General features: G+C 44.3%; 20 protein-coding genes. 7 read left to right on the top strand and 13 right to left on the bottom strand.

What is annotated here, in order from left to right:
• Positions 1 to 91: 91 nt before the first annotated feature.
• The 10 genes from nqrF to K0I62_RS14165 all read right to left on the bottom strand — a co-directional run bounded on the left by nqrF (position 92) and on the right by K0I62_RS14165 (position 8,826).
• Complete coding sequence (gene nqrF, locus K0I62_RS14120; protein ID WP_220068720.1) at positions 92 to 1,339, bottom strand: NADH:ubiquinone reductase (Na(+)-transporting) subunit F; 1,248 nt, start codon at positions 1,337 to 1,339, stop codon at positions 92 to 94.
• A 48-nt stretch (positions 1,340 to 1,387) separates the two neighbouring features.
• On the bottom strand, positions 1,388 to 1,996 hold the full coding sequence (gene nqrE, locus K0I62_RS14125) for an NADH:ubiquinone reductase (Na(+)-transporting) subunit E (protein WP_220068721.1): 609 nt from the start codon (positions 1,994 to 1,996) through the stop codon (positions 1,388 to 1,390).
• 5 nt (positions 1,997 to 2,001) lie between these two features.
• Positions 2,002 to 2,634 carry an NADH:ubiquinone reductase (Na(+)-transporting) subunit D gene (locus K0I62_RS14130; RefSeq protein WP_220068722.1) on the bottom strand — a complete coding sequence of 211 codons (633 nt, stop codon included), beginning with the start codon at positions 2,632 to 2,634 and terminating at the stop codon, positions 2,002 to 2,004.
• On the bottom strand, positions 2,634 to 3,428 hold the full coding sequence (locus tag K0I62_RS14135; protein ID WP_220068723.1) for a Na(+)-translocating NADH-quinone reductase subunit C: 795 nt from the start codon (positions 3,426 to 3,428) through the stop codon (positions 2,634 to 2,636). The genes K0I62_RS14130 and K0I62_RS14135 overlap by 1 nt, the downstream gene beginning before the upstream one ends.
• Positions 3,421 to 4,620 carry an NADH:ubiquinone reductase (Na(+)-transporting) subunit B gene (locus K0I62_RS14140; RefSeq protein WP_220068724.1) on the bottom strand — a complete coding sequence of 400 codons (1,200 nt, stop codon included), beginning with the start codon at positions 4,618 to 4,620 and terminating at the stop codon, positions 3,421 to 3,423. The genes K0I62_RS14135 and K0I62_RS14140 overlap by 8 nt, the downstream gene beginning before the upstream one ends.
• Complete coding sequence (locus K0I62_RS14145; protein ID WP_220071398.1) at positions 4,620 to 5,954, bottom strand: Na(+)-translocating NADH-quinone reductase subunit A; 1,335 nt, start codon at positions 5,952 to 5,954, stop codon at positions 4,620 to 4,622. The genes K0I62_RS14140 and K0I62_RS14145 overlap by 1 nt, the downstream gene beginning before the upstream one ends.
• 473 nt (positions 5,955 to 6,427) lie before the next feature.
• Positions 6,428 to 6,937: an S-ribosylhomocysteine lyase gene (gene luxS, locus K0I62_RS14150; protein ID WP_220068725.1), complete on the bottom strand. Its 510-nt coding sequence runs from the start codon at positions 6,935 to 6,937 to the stop codon at positions 6,428 to 6,430.
• 287 nt (positions 6,938 to 7,224) lie between these two features.
• Positions 7,225 to 7,524 carry a BolA family protein gene (locus K0I62_RS14155; RefSeq protein ID WP_220068726.1) on the bottom strand — a complete coding sequence of 100 codons (300 nt, stop codon included), beginning with the start codon at positions 7,522 to 7,524 and terminating at the stop codon, positions 7,225 to 7,227.
• Positions 7,525 to 7,594: 70 nt separating this feature from the next.
• Positions 7,595 to 8,098 (bottom strand): ACT domain-containing protein, encoded by a 504-nt coding sequence (locus tag K0I62_RS14160; protein WP_220068727.1) that lies wholly within the window; start codon positions 8,096 to 8,098, stop codon positions 7,595 to 7,597.
• A 101-nt stretch (positions 8,099 to 8,199) separates the two neighbouring features.
• Complete coding sequence (locus K0I62_RS14165; protein ID WP_434086815.1) at positions 8,200 to 8,826, bottom strand: alpha-ketoglutarate-dependent dioxygenase AlkB family protein; 627 nt, start codon at positions 8,824 to 8,826, stop codon at positions 8,200 to 8,202.
• Positions 8,827 to 9,065: 239 nt separating this feature from the next.
• Between K0I62_RS14165 and K0I62_RS14170 the strand changes: the two genes are divergently transcribed.
• Positions 9,066 to 10,229 carry a methyltransferase gene (locus K0I62_RS14170; protein ID WP_220068729.1) on the top strand — a complete coding sequence of 388 codons (1,164 nt, stop codon included), beginning with the start codon at positions 9,066 to 9,068 and terminating at the stop codon, positions 10,227 to 10,229.
• A gap of 81 nt (positions 10,230 to 10,310) precedes the next feature.
• Here the strand turns inward: K0I62_RS14170 and K0I62_RS14175 are convergent, their stop codons facing one another.
• Both K0I62_RS14175 and K0I62_RS14180 read right to left on the bottom strand, forming a co-directional pair.
• Positions 10,311 to 11,231 (bottom strand): sterol desaturase family protein, encoded by a 921-nt coding sequence (locus K0I62_RS14175; protein ID WP_220068730.1) that lies wholly within the window; start codon positions 11,229 to 11,231, stop codon positions 10,311 to 10,313.
• A gap of 54 nt (positions 11,232 to 11,285) precedes the next feature.
• Positions 11,286 to 12,320, bottom strand: coding sequence for a DUF2804 domain-containing protein (locus K0I62_RS14180; RefSeq protein ID WP_434086853.1), 1,035 nt, complete (start codon positions 12,318 to 12,320; stop codon positions 11,286 to 11,288).
• 314 nt (positions 12,321 to 12,634) lie between these two features.
• On the opposite strand from K0I62_RS14180, the gene K0I62_RS14185 reads away from it, so the two are divergent.
• The 4 genes from K0I62_RS14185 to K0I62_RS14200 all read left to right on the top strand — a co-directional run bounded on the left by K0I62_RS14185 (position 12,635) and on the right by K0I62_RS14200 (position 15,835).
• Positions 12,635 to 13,204, top strand: coding sequence for a YajG family lipoprotein (locus tag K0I62_RS14185; RefSeq protein ID WP_220068731.1), 570 nt, complete (start codon positions 12,635 to 12,637; stop codon positions 13,202 to 13,204).
• A gap of 19 nt (positions 13,205 to 13,223) precedes the next feature.
• Positions 13,224 to 13,808 carry a peptidylprolyl isomerase gene (locus tag K0I62_RS14190; RefSeq protein WP_220068732.1) on the top strand — a complete coding sequence of 195 codons (585 nt, stop codon included), beginning with the start codon at positions 13,224 to 13,226 and terminating at the stop codon, positions 13,806 to 13,808.
• A 145-nt stretch (positions 13,809 to 13,953) separates the two neighbouring features.
• Complete coding sequence (locus K0I62_RS14195; protein WP_220068733.1) at positions 13,954 to 14,286, top strand: hypothetical protein; 333 nt, start codon at positions 13,954 to 13,956, stop codon at positions 14,284 to 14,286.
• Positions 14,287 to 14,401: 115 nt separating this feature from the next.
• Positions 14,402 to 15,835 (top strand): AmpG family muropeptide MFS transporter, encoded by a 1,434-nt coding sequence (locus K0I62_RS14200; protein ID WP_220068734.1) that lies wholly within the window; start codon positions 14,402 to 14,404, stop codon positions 15,833 to 15,835.
• A gap of 136 nt (positions 15,836 to 15,971) precedes the next feature.
• Here K0I62_RS14200 and K0I62_RS14205 read toward each other — a convergent pair whose 3' ends face one another.
• Complete coding sequence (locus tag K0I62_RS14205) at positions 15,972 to 16,457, bottom strand: YajQ family cyclic di-GMP-binding protein (RefSeq protein WP_220068735.1); 486 nt, start codon at positions 16,455 to 16,457, stop codon at positions 15,972 to 15,974.
• Positions 16,458 to 16,617: 160 nt separating this feature from the next.
• Between K0I62_RS14205 and K0I62_RS14210 the strand changes: the two genes are divergently transcribed.
• Both K0I62_RS14210 and K0I62_RS14215 read left to right on the top strand, forming a co-directional pair.
• Positions 16,618 to 16,974, top strand: a complete 357-nt coding sequence (locus tag K0I62_RS14210) for a VanZ family protein (protein ID WP_220068736.1) — start codon at positions 16,618 to 16,620, stop codon at positions 16,972 to 16,974.
• Positions 16,975 to 17,007: 33 nt separating this feature from the next.
• The gene (locus K0I62_RS14215; RefSeq protein WP_220068737.1) at positions 17,008 to 17,961 is read left to right on the top strand and encodes a ketopantoate reductase family protein; all 954 of its coding nucleotides are present in this window, start codon (positions 17,008 to 17,010) and stop codon (positions 17,959 to 17,961) included.
• Position 17,962 lies beyond the last annotated feature (1 nt).

Consider the following 17,962-nt stretch of genomic DNA (forward strand, 5'->3'; position numbering starts at 1 on the left):
ATACATTTCGATTAAGTTCATCGAAACGCTACTTTCATAGATTTCGATGAACTTAATTCATCTGAACAGATATTATCACAACAAGGTGTGATTAGCCGCCAAAGTCATCCAATAGGATATTTTCATCTTCAACGCCTAGATCTTTAAGCATGCCGATAACTGCCGCGTTCATCATTGGAGGCCCACACATATAGAACTCACAATCTTCTGGCGCTTCATGATCGCGCAGGTAGTTTTCATACAAGACGTTATGAATAAAACCTGTGTAACCATCCCAGTTATCTTCTGGTTGAGGATCTGACAGGGCCACATGCCAAACGAAGTTTTCGTTTTCAGCTGCTAGGCCGTCGAAATCTTCAACATAGAACATTTCACGCTTAGAACGTGCACCGTACCAGAAGCTCATCTTACGCTTCGACTTAAGACGCTTAAGCTGGTCGAAGATATGTGAACGCATTGGCGCCATACCAGCACCACCACCGATGAATACCATTTCTGCATCAGTATCTTTAGCGAAGAACTCACCAAATGGCCCTGAAATCGTCACTTTATCACCCGCTTTTAAGCTCCAGATGTACGACGACATCTTACCGCAAGGCAAGCTCAGGTTACGTGGAGGCGGCGTCGCAATACGCACGTTCAACATGATGATACCTTCCTCTTCAGGATAGTTAGCCATCGAGTACGCACGAATTGTTTCTTCGTCAACTTTTGATTCTAGGTTAAAGAAGCCAAAGTGTTCCCAATCACCACGATATTCTGCTGGTACGTCAAAATCGGCGTACTTTACATGGTGCGCAGGCGCTTCAATCTGAATATAACCACCGGCACGGAAAGGTACAGACTCGCCATCTGGAATTTGCAACTTAAGCTCTTTAATGAAGGTCGCTTTGTTATCGTTAGAGATAACCTCACAATCCCACTTCTTGATACCAAAGATCTCTTCTTCTAGTTCAATCTCCATATCGGTTTTCACGTTTACCTGACAAGATAAACGGCAGCCGTTACGAGCATCGCCCTTAGAAATATGATCAAGTTCTGTCGGCAGAATATCGCCGCCACCAGACTTAACGATCACTTTACACTGACCACAAGAGCCACCGCCACCACAAGCCGACGATACGAAAATACCGTTTTCAGCGAGCGCGCCAAGTAGTTTGCCACCTGCACCAGTCTTAATTGCTTTACCAGCATCATCGTTGATGCCGATAGTGATATCGCCACTTGGTACTAGCTTTGATTTGGCAAATAAAATAACCAAAACCAAAACCAATACTATGGCAGTAAACATACTCACACCGAGATAGACGTCGATTGGAGTAGATTCAATAATACCCATGAACTTATCCTTTAAGGTTCAAAATCTGAAGCCGTTAAGGTGTCTCTATTACAGAGACACACCAGAGAACGACATGAAACCTAACGCCATCAAACCCGCAGTAGCAAAGGTAATACCTAAACCACGTAGACCATCAGGGACATCAGCATATTTTAACTTCTCACGGATACCAGCTAGCAAAACAATCGCCAATGCCCAACCGATACCAGAACCTATGCCAAACACCAAACTTTCAGTCAGGTTGTAATCACGCTCAACCATGAAAGATACTGCACCGAAAATCGCACAGTTAACGGTGATTAGAGGTAGGAAGATCCCTAACGCGTTATATAGCGGTGGGAAATACTTATCCAATGCCATCTCAAGGATCTGAACTAATGCCGCGATAACACCGATAAAGGTGATGAACTTCAAGAAGCTCAGATCGGCATCAGGAACCCCAGCCCAAGCAAGTGCGCCTGGTGCTAATAAACCTTGATAGATAATTTGGTTAACGGGTACTGAAATCGCCAATACCACAATAACGGCAACACCTAAGCCCATGGCCGTGGTGACTTTCTTCGATACAGCCAAGAAAGTACACATACCAAGGAAGAAGGATAACGCCATGTTTTCAATGAAAACAGAACGAATTAATAGACTAATATAATGTTCCATTACGCTTACCCTTTTGCTTCTACTTGATCAGGCTTCATAGTACGAATAATCCAGATCAACGCAGCAATCAGGAAGAACGCACTTGGAGGCAGCAATAAAAGACCATTTGGCTGGTACCATCCACCGTCAGAAATCTTACTTAAGATCTCAACGCCAAATAGCGAACCACTACCAAAGAGTTCACGAACGAAGCCCACGGACAACAGAATGGCCCCGTAACCTAAACCGTTACCGATACCATCCATGAAACTCATCATTGGTGGCGTCTTCATCGCATAGGCTTCAGCGCGGCCCATTACGATACAGTTGGTAATAATCAGACCAACGAATACCGATAACTGCTTAGCAACGTCATAGGCATATGCTTGCAGTACCTGATCAACCACGATAACCAGCGACGCGATAATCGTCATCTGTACAATAATACGTACACTGCTTGGAATGTGGTTACGGATCATTGAGATGAACAAGTTAGACAATGCCGTTACTGCAGTCAGCGCGATAGTCATAACCAAGGCGGTTTCCATCTTACTGGTTACAGCTAAGGCACTACACACACCCAAGATCTGCAATGCAATCGGGTTATTACTAACAATAGGTCCAGTCAGAACCTGTTTAAGTTCTTTAGCATCAGCCATTAGCTTAGCCCTCCGTTGCGCGCCTTCTCGATAAAGCGAGCATAACCTTCTTCACCTAACCAAAAATCAAGTGAATGCTGAACACCATTACTGGTTAGCGTTGCACCAGATAGCGCATCGACACCATGCTCAGAGTTTGCGATAGCTGGGTTCTTAGTCACTTTAATCGCTAGGTTACCCTGCTCGTCATAAAGCTTCTTACCTTCCCACTTAGCAATCCACTGAGGATTTTGTACTTCGCCACCAAGACCTGGAGTCTCACCCGAACCAGTAAAGTCGTAATAAACCAAGCTACGAACAGTATTCAGGTCAGCTTCTACCGCCAAGAATGCGTACATGGTTGACCATAGACCGTAACCTTTAACTGGAATAATCACAGTCTGCAGTTTGCCTTGATCATCATGAACCAAATAAACAACGCCCGTATTAGCCACATTCTTAACCGAAGCAATATCGTTCTTTGGTTTGAATGACGTAGCAGGATTACGAGCCGCTTTTTCAGTATCAAAGGTGTTAGCATCGCCTTCAACCCAGTCGCCAGACTTAAGGTCTACCAGCTTAGCTTCAACATACTTGTTGTACGTCTCAAGGATTTGGGCCTTTTCAACTTTACCAGACTTAGAATCAACTAGGCCGGCAGCTTCAAGAATGTACTTTTGCTTATCAAGCAATTTGTTCTCTTGCTGAGTGGGCTTAAGTAATACTGCTGCGGTAGATACAAATACCGAGCAGATAAAACATAATCCAACAACAACAAACAGCGTTCTACCGAACGAATCTTTATTACTAGCCACGAGCAATCCTCCGCTTGATATTTGCTTGAACCACAAAGTGGTCAAATAGCGGCGCAAATAGGTTGGCGAACAAGATAGCCAACATCATACCTTCTGGGAAAGCAGGGTTAATGACACGGATGAATACGGCCATTGCACCAATCAAAATACCGTAAGCCCACTTTGCTTTGTTGGTGAAAGACGCAGAAACTGGGTCCGTCGCCATAAACATCATACCGAAGGCAAATCCACCTAATACAAGGTGCCAATACCAAGGCATTGCAAACATAGGGTTAGTGTCGCTGCCAATCGCATTAAGCAGCAATGACACGGCAATCATACCGGCCATGACACCACCAATAATGCGCCAAGAAGCGATGCGGGTATAAACGATCACGGCGCCGCCAAGTAAGATGGCTAAAGTCGATACTTCACCCACAGAACCAGGAATGAAACCGAAGAAGGCATTCCACCAGTCTTGCGTCAATCCGTATTCTAATGTGCCTTGCGCCGCTTGACTCAGTGCTGTCGCACCTGAATAGCCATCAGCGACAACCCATGTGGTATCACCTGACATATTTAGCGGATAAGCGAAGAATAGGAACGCACGGCCAGCAAGCGCTGGGTTAAGGAAGTTACGACCCGTACCACCGAATATTTCCTTTGCCACAACCACACCGAAGGTAATACCTAAGGCAACCATCCAAAGCGGGATTGTTGCCGGCAGGGTGAGCGCGAACAAAATTGAGGTAACGAAGAAACCTTCGTTAACTTCATGGCCTCGAACTGATGCAAATAGCACTTCCCAAATACCACCAACAGCAAATGTCACCGCATAGATGGGTAAGAAGTAGCAAGCGCCGTACCACATTAAGGCTGGTACACCTGATGTGGCGGTTAGCTCAGTACCAAACATCCCAAATAAAGCATATTGCCATGTATCAGGAGTGGCAAAATCAGCCAGCAATGCGGCTTGCGCTTGTAAACCTACGTTATACATACCCATAAACATCGCTGGGAATGCACAAGCCCAAACCGTAATCATCATACGTTTTAGGTCGAGGTTATCACGCACATGGGTACGACCCTTGTTAACGTGGCCTGGCGTATAAAATACCGTATATGCCGCTTCGAAAAGCGCATAAAACTTCTCGTATTTACCGCCTTTTTCAAACTGCGGTTCAATACTTTTGAAAAACTGTTTCAAGCCCATTAGCCTTCCCTCACGATCGTATCTAAGCAGTCGCGTAGGTATGACGCATAGTCATACTTACCAGGACATACGAAAGTACATAGTGCCAAATCTTCTTCATCTAACTCTAATGCGCCTAATGTAACAGCACCGTCATTGTCACCTGACACAAGGTCACGCAATAACATAGTAGGAAGAATATCGAGAGGCATCACTCGCTCGTAGTTACCAATTGGCACCATTGCGCGGTCAGAACCGCCTGTGCTGGTCGTCATATTAAATAGACGTGATGGTGACAAATGGCCCAAGAAAGCACGAGTAATTGAGAATTTATCAGCACCAGGCATTGCCCAACCAATAAAGTCTTGATTTCTGCCCTCTTCAAGTAATGACACTTGATTATGGAAGCGGCCTAGGTAAGCGTGTACACCAACTGCGGTTTTACCGTTAAGGATAGAACCTGCAATCAGACGTACATCCCCTTCGGCTACTTCACCAACCAAAAGTTCAGCTGTTGATGCACCACCTAAGGTTCGAACAAGCCTAGGTTTAAGCGCTTTAGGGCCGGCAACAGAGACAACACGTTGCGTGTTTAGCTCACCAGTGGTAAATAATTGACCGATTGCGATCACATCTTGGTAGCCGATATGCCAAACAGTACGTTTAGCAGATGCGGGCAAAACAAAATGGATATGAGTACCAACAAGCCCCGCTGGATGCGGACCAGCAAACTCTTCAACCTGTGCATTCGCAGCTGGGATATCAGCACCAGGTGCTTTACACAGATACACTTTACCTTCGGTTAATCTCGCTAAGACTTTAAGTCCATTAGCAAAATCATCCTTATGCTCGTTAATGATAACGGCAGGATCTGCGGCAAGAGGTTGGGTATCGATGGCGGTCACAAAAATACCGGCAGCGCTAGAGTCAACTGCTGGAGCTTTGCTGAAAGGACGCGTACGCAATGCTGTCCATAAACCTGATTCAATCAAGTTGTCACGAACAAGCTGCTGGTCCAGAGTATCTAAAGCCGATGCATCATATTTAGCAAAGGCAACACTGTCGTCCCCTTCCACTTCAATGACAACAGACTGAAGAACACGCTGAGCGCCCCGGTTAATTTCGGAAATAGTGCCACTGGCTAAAGCAGTATATTTAACGCCAGGATTCTTTTTGTCTTCAAAAATCACCTGACCTTTTTGCACTTTATCGCCCACCTTGATCTTCATTGTGGGACGTAAGCCAATATACTCTTCACCCAAAGTAGCTACATGTTTAATGGCTGGGCCATTATGGATAACTTGCTCTGGTCTACCTGTTATAGGTAGGTCCAATCCTTTCTTTATTGTAATCATATCCACAAGCACTACGTTATGAAGGAAAGATAATGCGTCGCGTTCCTGCTAAATGAGATAGATTTCAAACAAATGCTATCGCATTGAGCTAGCGCAGATTTATTACAGAAATGCGATCGCAATCACGCTGGTCGGGCGCATTTTACCGTAAATATTTAGTTATCGCTATGAAAAATACGGGCGTTTTAAAAGGCTGCTTGGGTTTTTGGCGGTGCGGAGTAGATCACAGTTCTGAGGATTTTTATGATTTAGATAAACCAAAATTAATTTAGTCCCCTGTCCTAGCAGGGTTATATCGATTTTATAAGTTTATAATAGATTTTTTTGAGGGTGATTTTCATCCAATATCAGCAATAACTGTTAGCGCAAAAAACAAACAAAAAATGCATTTGTTCGACTAAAGTTTAATCATCAATATCAGTGGATAGCGACAAAAAAAGCAGCCTAAGCTGCTTTTTTAATCCTAACGAACATTAAAGTCCTTTTAAGATCTCATCGCTCAATTTCAAATCATCATTCTTATTCACATGAACACCTGCCGCGATAATGTTCTTGGCAATATCTTTGGCTTGATCGAGTGAATGCATCTCATAAGTACCACATTGATACTCATTAAGCTCTGGGATCTCTGACTGCTGTTTAACTTTAAGTACATCTTCCATCGCTGCCAGCCAACTTTCGGCAACTAATGATTCTGTTGGCGTACCGATTAGGCTCATGTAAAAACCGGTGCGACATCCCATTGGTGAAATATCGATAATTTCAACGCTATCGCTATTAAGGTGATCACGCATAAATCCCGCGAAAAGATGCTCAAGGGTATGAATACCACGCTCGCTCAAAATATCTTGATTGGGAACACAGAAGCGAAGATCAAAAACCGTAATTTTGTCGCCACTCGGTGTGGTCATGGTTTTAGCGACACGCACAGCAGGGGCGTTCATACGGGTATGGTCAACGGTGAAGCTATCAAGTAACGGCATTGCTCTATTCTCCCTGATTTGCAGCAACAATGAATAGCAAAACCATTCAGCGCCACAAAGCTAAAATCTGGTAAAATGACACACTGACTGGCGTCATTATTAAATGCCTAATGAAGAAGGCTTGCCTAATATGCGACAGTGTCGAAGCGATGTAAAGCGTACTTAATATCCGTAGCATTGAATGACTCGCTGCGACGAGAAATTGGCCAGACTGACAAAAAATAGAAAACAAAAAAACCACAGATGATTTCTGTGGTTTTAGTATAAATGACCATCGCTAATACAGCTTAACCGCGACACTTAGGTGACGATGGAATTTCCACTTCCGCTTGCCACTCAGTTGGCGTAAAAGTGTGCATCGAAAGCGCATGCATACCATTAGCAAACTCATCGGCTAAAAGCTCATTGATCATGCGGTGCCTGCCGATCAAACGCTTACCGTCGAAAGCCTCACTTACTACGATAACCTTAAAATGCGTCTCTGAATTTGGTGGCACATGATGATTATCACTTTCATTTATCACTTCTAAATGAACGGGTGATAATCCCGCAGTTAGCTTTTCAATAATGATCTGTTCTACTGACATATACATTGTCTCTTTATGAGTACAAGAATGATGGCGGCAGATTACTGCGGTGACGTTAAAAGGTCAACTATCACACCAAGCTGACTCTCGCATCCTTTGACACACCTTCCAATAACTCAACCACACTTTCATTACTCACTTCATCTGGCACGGCAATAGCGAGTTTGGAAGAAAACACCGTTTGACCAATCGTCGATACGTGCATTCGATTGAACTCCATATGTTCAATCTCTAAGTTTAAGTTTGACAATAGATCGACAATTTCACGCGTCAGGCCAGGACGATCAGAACAATCCACATTAAGCCGCATGCTACGTGTATGCTCGTTATACACCTCACCTTTAGCACCATAACTAAATTGTAGCGTTGGAAACTGGGTCGAATACTGTTGTTTTAACGATTCGACACTCTCATCTTCGATGGCGACTTTCATCATAGCGGCAAAAAGGTTATCTATTTTAATCACTTTACTAGTTAACCATTCCCCACCTGCTTCGCGAGTCAAACTAGCCAAGGCTTTAATGACACCTGGGGTAACGCTTCCTACCACTGTCGTAATGAACATCTTTTTCATATTTGACTCCTTAGATGATAATCTCAAACTGATTTGAGCATAAATCATTCGTTTCCCTGAGAGTGAGAGCTAGATAACAAAAGTTACCGCCCAAGATTTAACTAAATTTGATGGAATCGAGGAATGAGTTCCCTATAGGTATAGTTTAGTCGACTTTGGCTTACGCCCATACGTTTTGGCACACTATGCTCCCAATCATCCTGCATCGGCCAATGCATTATCAGCAAGTCACCACTATTTAAGATGATTTCTATTTTCTCTTTAGTCTGCTTATGGCGTATATGGAAAGCTCGGCTTGCGCCAAGAGTGATAGAGGCAATATCTGACCTTGGCGCAATCTCAGGTTCGTCATCGCTGTGCCAGCCCATCGATTGCTGGCCATTTTGATAACAATTAACCAATACGCCATTACTGCTTAGCCCCCAATCTCTAGCCAGTTTATCTCGCAATCTCATGGCATATTTAGGCCAAGGTAGCGCTTGAATAAACAAACCAGAATAGAGATAGTCGCAGCCTTCATCGCCAAACCAAACTTGACTACGCGGAATAACATGAGATCTACCGTAAACCTTGATGCTTGGTCTGGAAAACGGATACGTTTCGGCCTCGGTCAGCAATGCTTGCTGCTGACGTACGGTCAAATACCCTTCGACTAAAGTCAATGGGGCGGCAATTAATGACTGTTTATCTGGGTGTTGCTCATCGAAATCTAAACTAGGCTGCTCCACTCTCCCCCCCATAAATGATAATCGGTTGTACTCAAGGAGACTTCATCCCCCGTTCTAGTTAAGTCCGATGCTACTTAGCACCGACTCTAGCTCAATCCCAGCCCGAGCGTAAGAGTCGCTCACCCCTCTGTAACACACTAAGACCCACCCATAACCGATGATTTGCTCAATGCACTTGCTATACCTAATGGGCTAAATCTGCGATAATCGCGCCCCAAATTCCAAGTAACAGTGCAGTTATGACAACTCAATTCTCCGTCGCCGATATCGAACTTGAACTTTATCGTTATCCCGCTAAGCAGGAATCTAACCTGCAAGCTTGGGATGCCGCTGACGAACATTTGATTAAACATCTTAAGGAGAGCCAACAAGCTCCTGTCAGCACTGCCATTATCAATGACAGCTTCGGCGCATTAAGCGCGGCGCTAACCAAGCACAATCCTGATTGGCCACTGATTATTGAAACCGATGCTAAAACCAGCCAGCTTGGTATCAAGCAGAATCTGCAACATAATCAGCTTAGCAGTGACAATATCCAGTGGTGCAATAGCCGTGACTTATTGCCGCAATCGATTGAACTGGTGTTGATGAAGCTGCCTAAAAACCTTAACTACTTTGCGCATCAACTGGATAGGCTTTCTCAAGTATTGCCCAAAGGCACCGTTATCTATATTGGCGCAAAAGCGAAATCGATCAATAAGTCACTACTTGAATTACTCGCTAAACATTTAGGCACGGCAACCGCGAGCCTAACATGGAAAAAGACCCGAGTGATCACTTGCATTAGCGACGGTATTGTTCGTGAGCTTCCGGCTGAAACTTGTTGGACTGTTCCTGAGTATCAATTGACTATCAGTAATTTAAGCAATGTTTTTGCCGCCAACAAGCTCGATATTGGCGCGAGAATAATGCTAGAAAATATGCCAAAAGGCGAGTTTAGTTCAATTGTTGATCTGGGCTGCGGTAATGGCATTTTAGGCCTAAGAGCCAAGCAGCTTTACCCTACCGCAACGATTCACTTTGTCGATGACTCTGAGATGGCAATTGCTTCGGCACGACAAAATTGGCAGCTTAATCAACTCGATAATCCTAGTCTTGAAGGCGAACAAGCCACATTTCATTGGGATGATTGCTTAACTCATTTAAACGACGAGGTTTACCCCGATCTGGTGCTATGTAATCCCCCATTTCACCAAGGTGAGGCCATCACAGACCATATCGCATGGCAGATGTTTTTAGATGCATTTAGAAAGCTTAACGAAGGCGGGATTTTGCATGTGGTCGGCAACAGACACCTTGCCTACCATGTCAAACTGAAACGAATTTTTAAAAACTGCACCACGGTAGCCTCCAACGGTAAGTTCGTTATTCTACAAGCACGAAAAATGCCCAAAAGTAGTTAACAGTGTCGCCTAAACGCAGTTAACCAGATTAAAGTGCGAGTCGGTGAAATCCCGCCCCATGCATAAGCAACCCTCCACCAATCATACCATCTTGGTGGTATTCGCTGAGTGCTGGGTTTCACTGCGCTGATTTACAACTTCTGGTTTGGTATCATTAGCACTTGGCGGTGCAAACAGCAGTTGCCATCGCTGCTTAAAACTCAGTCCTTTAGCAGACACTTCGCTAAACATATCTCGCCACTCGCAAAAAGTGACCACCAAAGGATTAAAGCTATTCACAGGCTTAGTGATCCCATACACCACAGTCTCTTCCTCCTCGACATAAGTGCCGAATAGACGATCCCAAATAATCAGCACTCCCGCATAATTCTTATCGATATACTGTGGATTACATCCATGATGCACCCTGTGATGTGATGGTGTGTTAAAGCTCCACTCTAACGGTCCTAAACGATCGACGGCTTGAGTATGAACAAAGAATTGCAGTCCCAAATTAAGTAACACGGAAAAGACAACCCAGTTTGGGTCGAAACCAATTATCACCAATGGCAACCAAAACAGCCACATACCCGCCAGTGGATACATTAAGCTTTGGCGAAAAGCCGTGCTGAAATTCATCTTCTCAGAACTGTGGTGCGCCACATGAGCAGCCCACATCCAGCGAACGCGATGACTGGCACGGTGAAACCAGTAATAACAAAAGTCTTGAGCTATCAGTAGCATGATAAAACTGAGGGCGTCCATTTCGATATCAAACAAACGCCAGCCAAACACCATTAAATAGATATTGGCCACCAGCAAACCCGCAACAATATCGGCAACTTGATGCATGCCCGCTAGGGTAAAATTACACAATACCTCTGGCAGATGATAACGTGCCGTTTGTGGCAATCTCCCCCCCTTATCGCCGAGATACCATTCAAGCAAAATACAGATCAAGAAAACGGGTGCTAACACCAAAAGTAAAACTTCTGGGTTCGAAATGAGTGAATTAAAATCCATCTTTTATGCCTGTATTATCCTTTGAATACGCTGACCAATATCGCATGCAACGCGCTACCAGCGTGCAAAGTGATCTTCTGTTAAACCTAATACTTGCTTAAGCTGATGCTTAACACCGTCACTATCGATGATAAATCCATCGAAATAACCAATAAACTGCCTAAAATTGCTCTTAATTAGCCAAAGGTTGAGCTTTTCTTGACGGCAATTTCTCGGGTGGAAATTCAGTTCGACCTCGCCATTGTCAGAGTAAATACGCCAAACCGACTCATTAACCATAGGTACGTCTCTAGAAAATTCAAAATGTACCGGCCCTAGAAGATGCCGAGCGCCATCAACCCAAAACACATTTTCATTACAACCAGTTTCGTTAACCCCCGCAGCGAGATTTAGGCCAATCACCTTGTTATCCACGTTGGCATTAATACTCGCCCAACGCCAACTGGTTTCACGGCGCATATAACCAGCAGAATAATCATATCCAGCCAACGCATGATTAAGGGGCTGAGATTCATGGTTTACCACTAAGCTACCTTTGAGCTTTAAGCCATTATGTTTTTGAGTGTAAGTCCATCCGCTATAGCCAGTCGGATTACACATCGCCATTGGCAAACTTAGCGCATGAGGAAGTAACTCCAGCTCGGCATTTATCTGCGGCGTATTCAATACCAACTGCCATAGGCCATCGACAATATTAAACTTAATTGCGCCTTTTCTATTGCTTATCTCAGCCTTCCCCGAACTTGGCGACGCAGACATCTGATATCCCATCCCCAAAGGTTTTAGCCAAGTGCTCTCGACCAAGCGATTGGCTTTAATATCGTAGAGATAACAAAATGCGCTACCCACATAGCGAATATCAGCAATGGCGACCCCAATAACAAACCTCGGAGTGACTATCGACACAAACTGAAACTGTTTGAAATGAAAATAGTGTTCCATCGCGCTGGCTGGCTTATCCATCACATTTGTATAATTAAAATGCTCCAATCCCAATGATTTTACTGGCCCATCAAAGTGGCCAAATAGCACTTTACCTGACGGCAAGATAAGGCTTTCTGGCGCCAGATTAATATCTAATTGAGTGATTTTATTTGCAGTCATCATAGCGTCAGATACAACCTCGGTAATGTTCACGATTAGAGATGAATAAGGCCAGTGTTGAAGCCGTCAAAGCTCAGCCAAGTTCCCGTTTTATTTTAAATTTTTACTCTAACGCTTTATCTAACAAGTTTAAAGCTTGCGGCGCAACAATCTGTTAACAAAAATCTAAGCTAACGATTAGAATTCGCTAAGCGCACAATACCAATAGTATAGGGACAATAAACTCAATATGAGCTGGGCTGGAAACATCATCAAGTTCTGGTATGCTGATGCCACCTTTTGACCGCATATAAGATCTCATGAAACGTTTTATTCCACTTATGATTAGTGCAGTTGCTCTCATTGGTTGTGCCAGCCATACGCCTACTCATATGGCGCTAGACCCACAGTTACCATCGATAACGGTTCAAGGCCTAGCTTCTGCCCCGATCGCTATCGAAATGCTCGACACCCGATCGGCGAATTTTGTTGCCAGATTTAATCAAAAAGATGATGCAGCAAGATTAGTTAGTCCCTCTGAAGCACCTCGCCAGCAGCTAGAGCAAGTGTTTAGACAGGGATTTACTAAAGCAGGGTATAGCATCGACCCTAGTTCTGCTCATCACCTGCAATTTCAATTGGAGAAACTGCTCACCGACGTCAATGAAACCACCTTAGGTTATGAAGCGAGCAACGATATCATTATTAATGTGATTGCCAGTAATGAGACAAAAACCTTTACTAAGCGATATACCGGTCGCAACGTGGTGTCAGGCCCATTTAGTGCAGATTTCGCCACATTAGAGTTAGCGATGAATAATCTACTCGATGATCTCACCGGGAAAATCATTAACGATCCTGAGCTCAACCAGTTTATACAACAAAAATGATATTTAGTAAGGAGACCAGATGAAACATTGGATATGCTTTTTCATCATGCTATCGATAAGCACCTTAGCCCATGCTGTCGACATTCAAAGTGATACCATTTACCCCAAGGTAAAGCTCGAAACCACCATGGGCAACATCATCGTTGAGCTCGACCGTAAAAGAGCGCCGATCACTGTCGATAATTTCCTGACCTATGTGGTCAAAGGTCATTATGACAACACTCTATTTCATCGCGTCATCCCTGAGTTTGTAGTTCAAGGCGGTGGGCTTACCCCTAAATTGGAAGAAAAGCCCACAGATAAACCTATCATTAACGAATCAGGTAATGGTTTGAGTAATGGCCTAGGGACTATAGCGATGGCTCGTGAAAATGATCCTCACTCAGCAACGGCACAGTTTTACTTTAATGTCGGCGATAATACGCGCTTAGATCCGTCGAAGCGACGCTGGGGATATGCCGTTTTTGGTGAAGTTATTGAAGGCATGGAAGTATTAGAAGCCATGTCGATGGTCGAAACTCAGATCAACACTAAACTTGGCTGGCCTGATTTCCCTGTAAAAGAGATTATCTTAACTAAGGCAACCTTGCTGCCGCGAGAATAAACGTTAGCCTCTTCACAAAATAACCTAAAATTCTTGGCACTTTCATCAAAGTGCCACAACACTAGAAATGTAAATTTTGCTTTTTAGACTGTAGTCAAAATTATCGCCGACTATACTTGTCTGGTAATTAGCAAGGAGGCGAACGATGACCCCAAATGAGTTCATCGATAATAAAGCGCCCCAGCTGGGTCAATACGGGAAAGCGTTTTTGAATAATCAACTCGATTTCAATGAGATCCAGCTTTACTTATGGGACACCCTCGAAGAGTGGCAACAGTTCAATCATCAGGGTGATGCGCAAAGTGATATAGAAAAAGTGTTTTGGCACCTGCTCCACGCCTTCGACAAATGGCCAGATTGGACGATACGCGGCAATCAATTTTTGCGAAATCAAATAAACGATTGTTGTGATTTTCTAACCTATCAAGGCCCCTGCCCGACAGGCTGTATTGGTCGCAGACCTATCTCTATATACTAATGCAATAAAAGCCAAGCTCGGTCCTAATGGACTGAGCTTTTTTATGACTCAGATTTTCTCTTTTTATTTGAGCTCTTAGCGTTTAAGCTAACTCTATCTTTCTTAATACTGTTGTATGTCTGTGACCCATCTGTCTCGTGTAAAAGATGCACTTTCTATTTACTGCCACAAGCGGGTGTTGGTGCTATTACTGCTTGGTTTTTCTGCTGGTCTTCCCTTAATGTTAGTTTTCTCGACCCTCTCCTTTTGGCTAAGAGAAGCGGGAATTGATAGAACGGCGATTGGCTACTTTAGCTGGATAGCGCTTGCCTATGGGATTAAGTGGGCATGGTCTCCGCTAGTCGACCGCTTATCATTACCCTTTTTCACTCGGTTTTTAGGTCGGCGACGAGGCTGGATGTTATTTGCTCAACTGCTCCTAGTGGTCGCTATTTTCGGTATGAGTCAGAGCGATCCGGTTAAAGATCTCGAGCGGCTTGCACTATTTGCCTTAATGGTTGCCTTTGCCTCGGCAACACAAGATATTGTTATCGATGCATTTCGAATCGATTCCGCCCCTGAAAAGATGCAGGCGGCATTGGCCGCAGCCTATCAAGTGGGTTATCGCAGCGCGATGATTATTGCCACCGCCGGAGCATTAACCATTGCCGCTTGGGTCGACCCCAATAGCGAGGTCTATGATCTTGCTTCTTGGCAAACCGCCTACTTAGTAATGGCAGGCTTAATGTCCGTGGGTATTATCACCACCCTCATGAGCCGAGAACCCGTTGTAGAGAGCAAAGAAGCCGACGCAAAAGAGGCTGAACTCAAACTCGCTCTGTCAAAAAAGTATCCAAAATTTATCGCAGCAGGGATCTCTTGGCTTTATACCGCCAGCATTTTGCCTTTTATCGACTTTTTTAAACGTTATGGTCGCAGTGCCGTTTTAATTTTGCTGTTAATCTCCTGCTATCGAATTTCCGACATTGTCATGGGAATTATGGCCAATGTGTTCTATGTCGATATGGGATTCGCCAAATCAGAAATTGCCACCATCAGTAAAGTCTATGGGCTAATAATGACCTTAGTTGGCGCAGGTGCAGGAGGAATATTACTCGCTCGCTATGGCACCATGAAAATCCTCTTCCTAGGCGCCTTTATGGTGGCGGTGACTAACTTACTGTTTGCTTATCAGGCCATGATTGGCTACAACGTGCCCCTATTAACCATGGTGATCTCTATCGATAATTTCAGCGCTGGTGTCGCCACCGCGGCCTTTATCGCTTATCTTTCGAGTCTGACCAGTAGTGGCTACAGCGCGACCCAATATGCATTATTATCATCAATCATGTTGCTATTCCCTAAATTCGTCGCTGGATTCTCGGGCGCTTATATCGATGCTTTTGGCTATATCAATTTCTTTGTCGGTGCCAGTATCATTGGTTTCCCGGTGCTAGGCTTGATTGTGCTAGTTCAAAAATATGCCCCACATCCAAGTCATGATATCCGCAATGATAAGTTGGCGACCAACACCAGCGTTGAAGGCGAAAAGCAAGCACCAAAGGTTTAATTCCTATTCGCATAACGGCTAACACAACATCTTATACAAGCGTTAGCACAAGGATTAGCACCGCAAAAACAAAAAGCCCCGCTTTATTGAAATAAAACGGGGCTTACAATGTCGCTTAACCTTATTAGATCACAGCCTAATCTCGGAAATTATTAAACTGAAATGGTTGACCTAAATCAGACTCGCGAGCTATCGCCATCACCGCTTGTAAGTCATCTCGCTTCTTACCAGTAACACGGACCGAATCACCTTGAATAGCCGCCTGAACCTTAAGCTTACTGTCTTTAATCAGCTTTACTAGCTTTTTGGCTACAAGACTTTCGATGCCCTCTTTAAAGGTCACTTTTAGCGAGAAGGTTTTTCCACTGTGAATCGCCTTATCGGCCACCTCCATTGAAGCAGGGTCAACGTTACGCTTGCTAAGTTGATTACGCAGCATGTCCACCAGCTGTTGACACTGGAAATCTGATTCTGAGGCCAAAGTGACTTGGTGATCTTTATAGGTGATTTCGCATACCACACCTCGAAAATCAAAACGACCATCTAATTCTCTGCGAGTATTATCAACAGCATTACGTAGTTCGACTTCATTTACTTCCGACACTATATCCATAGAAGGCATAGTTACCATCCTCTTGTTACGCTTAATCTATGGTTGCTAGTTTACCTTCTTGCACTAACGGGTAGCAAAAAAACTTGTCGGCTTAATAGCGACGAATTCTTAATGACTTTAAGGTGACATTTTCCTATGATTGCTAAAACCACCTCAATGATAGTGACTTGTGATCTCTAGAAAGCTCATTTTTAAACTAGCCTTACTTCTTGCGTTACTCGTGATCAGTTATTTAGTTTTCTCTCGCCCCAATTATCCTCAGCTTATACCCAACATGGACAAAATTGGTCACTTGGGCAGTTTTTTCTGCCTTGCGCTGCTTACCTACTTGGCTTTCGAGCCAAAATGGTACGTGCTGACCTCAATATTGGCATTTTATGCAATCTTTATTGAGCTAGTGCAATCGACTCTTCCCTATCGAAGCGCCTCTGCGGCTGACTTTATCGCCGATATGGCGGGTGTAGCACTGTTTTATTTTATGCGCTGGCTCTACAGACGTTACATTAAAGCCAGTTTGATTAGTTAAACTCATTTACCAAATAGGTCACTTGCGATGCAAATGCTAAACAGCACTGATGGGGAGTCAAAGATTGCAATACTCGGCGCTGGCGCGATTGGACAACTACTCTTCCATCAACTTGCTAAGGCTAGTGAGGCGCCTTACTTAATAGGGCGTAGCGCGCACGCAGCCACCGCCATAAATATTTCAAACATGACTCCGCTGCATTTTACCGACGTATTAGGCGAGCAGGTAGAACGACAGGCGCAGCTGATTTGCCCCGAATCACAACAGCTCATTGAAATCGATCTGCTCATTGTGTGCGTCAAAGCTTATCAAGTGCTTGACGCCTTAAAGCCTCTCATACCTAAGCTCAAACCCCATTGTCATCTATTGCTGCTGCATAATGGCATGGGGCCTCATCTTAAGATCGCTAAACTTTTAAACGGCCGAGGATTAAGCCTTGGAACGACATCCCAAGGCGCATTGAGGCCTAAACCGTGGCACATTATTCAAACTGGCACAGGGTTAACCCAGCTTGGCCACTACGGCGGCCCAATGATGTCAATGCAACTCAAACAACAATTATTAGATAGCATTCCTAATAGCCAGTGGTGTGAGCCGATTTTGCCCATGCTTTGGCAGAAGCTGGCGATCAACATTGCCATTAATCCATTAACGGCCATCTATAATTGCCGAAATGGAGAGCTGGCGAAGCCACAGTACCACAATGACATCTGCGCACTATTAAACGAAGTGTTCACTGTGGCCGAGGCTGAGGGGCTAACGCTCGATAGGTCCGCTCTCACCCAGCGCGTTTTTGATGTCATACACCTGACAGCAAACAATCACTCCTCCATGCATCAAGATATTTATTATCAGCGAAAAACTGAAATTGATGCGATAAACGGTTACTTGATAACCCGTGCCCAGCATCATCACATCGCGACTCCCTGCAATACCAAGGTGTACCAACAAATCATCACGCTACAAAACTATGGCCAATCAGCGTAAC

The sequence above is a fragment of the Shewanella psychrotolerans genome (assembly GCF_019457595.1).
Classification (GTDB): Bacteria; Pseudomonadota; Gammaproteobacteria; order Enterobacterales; family Shewanellaceae; genus Shewanella; species Shewanella psychrotolerans.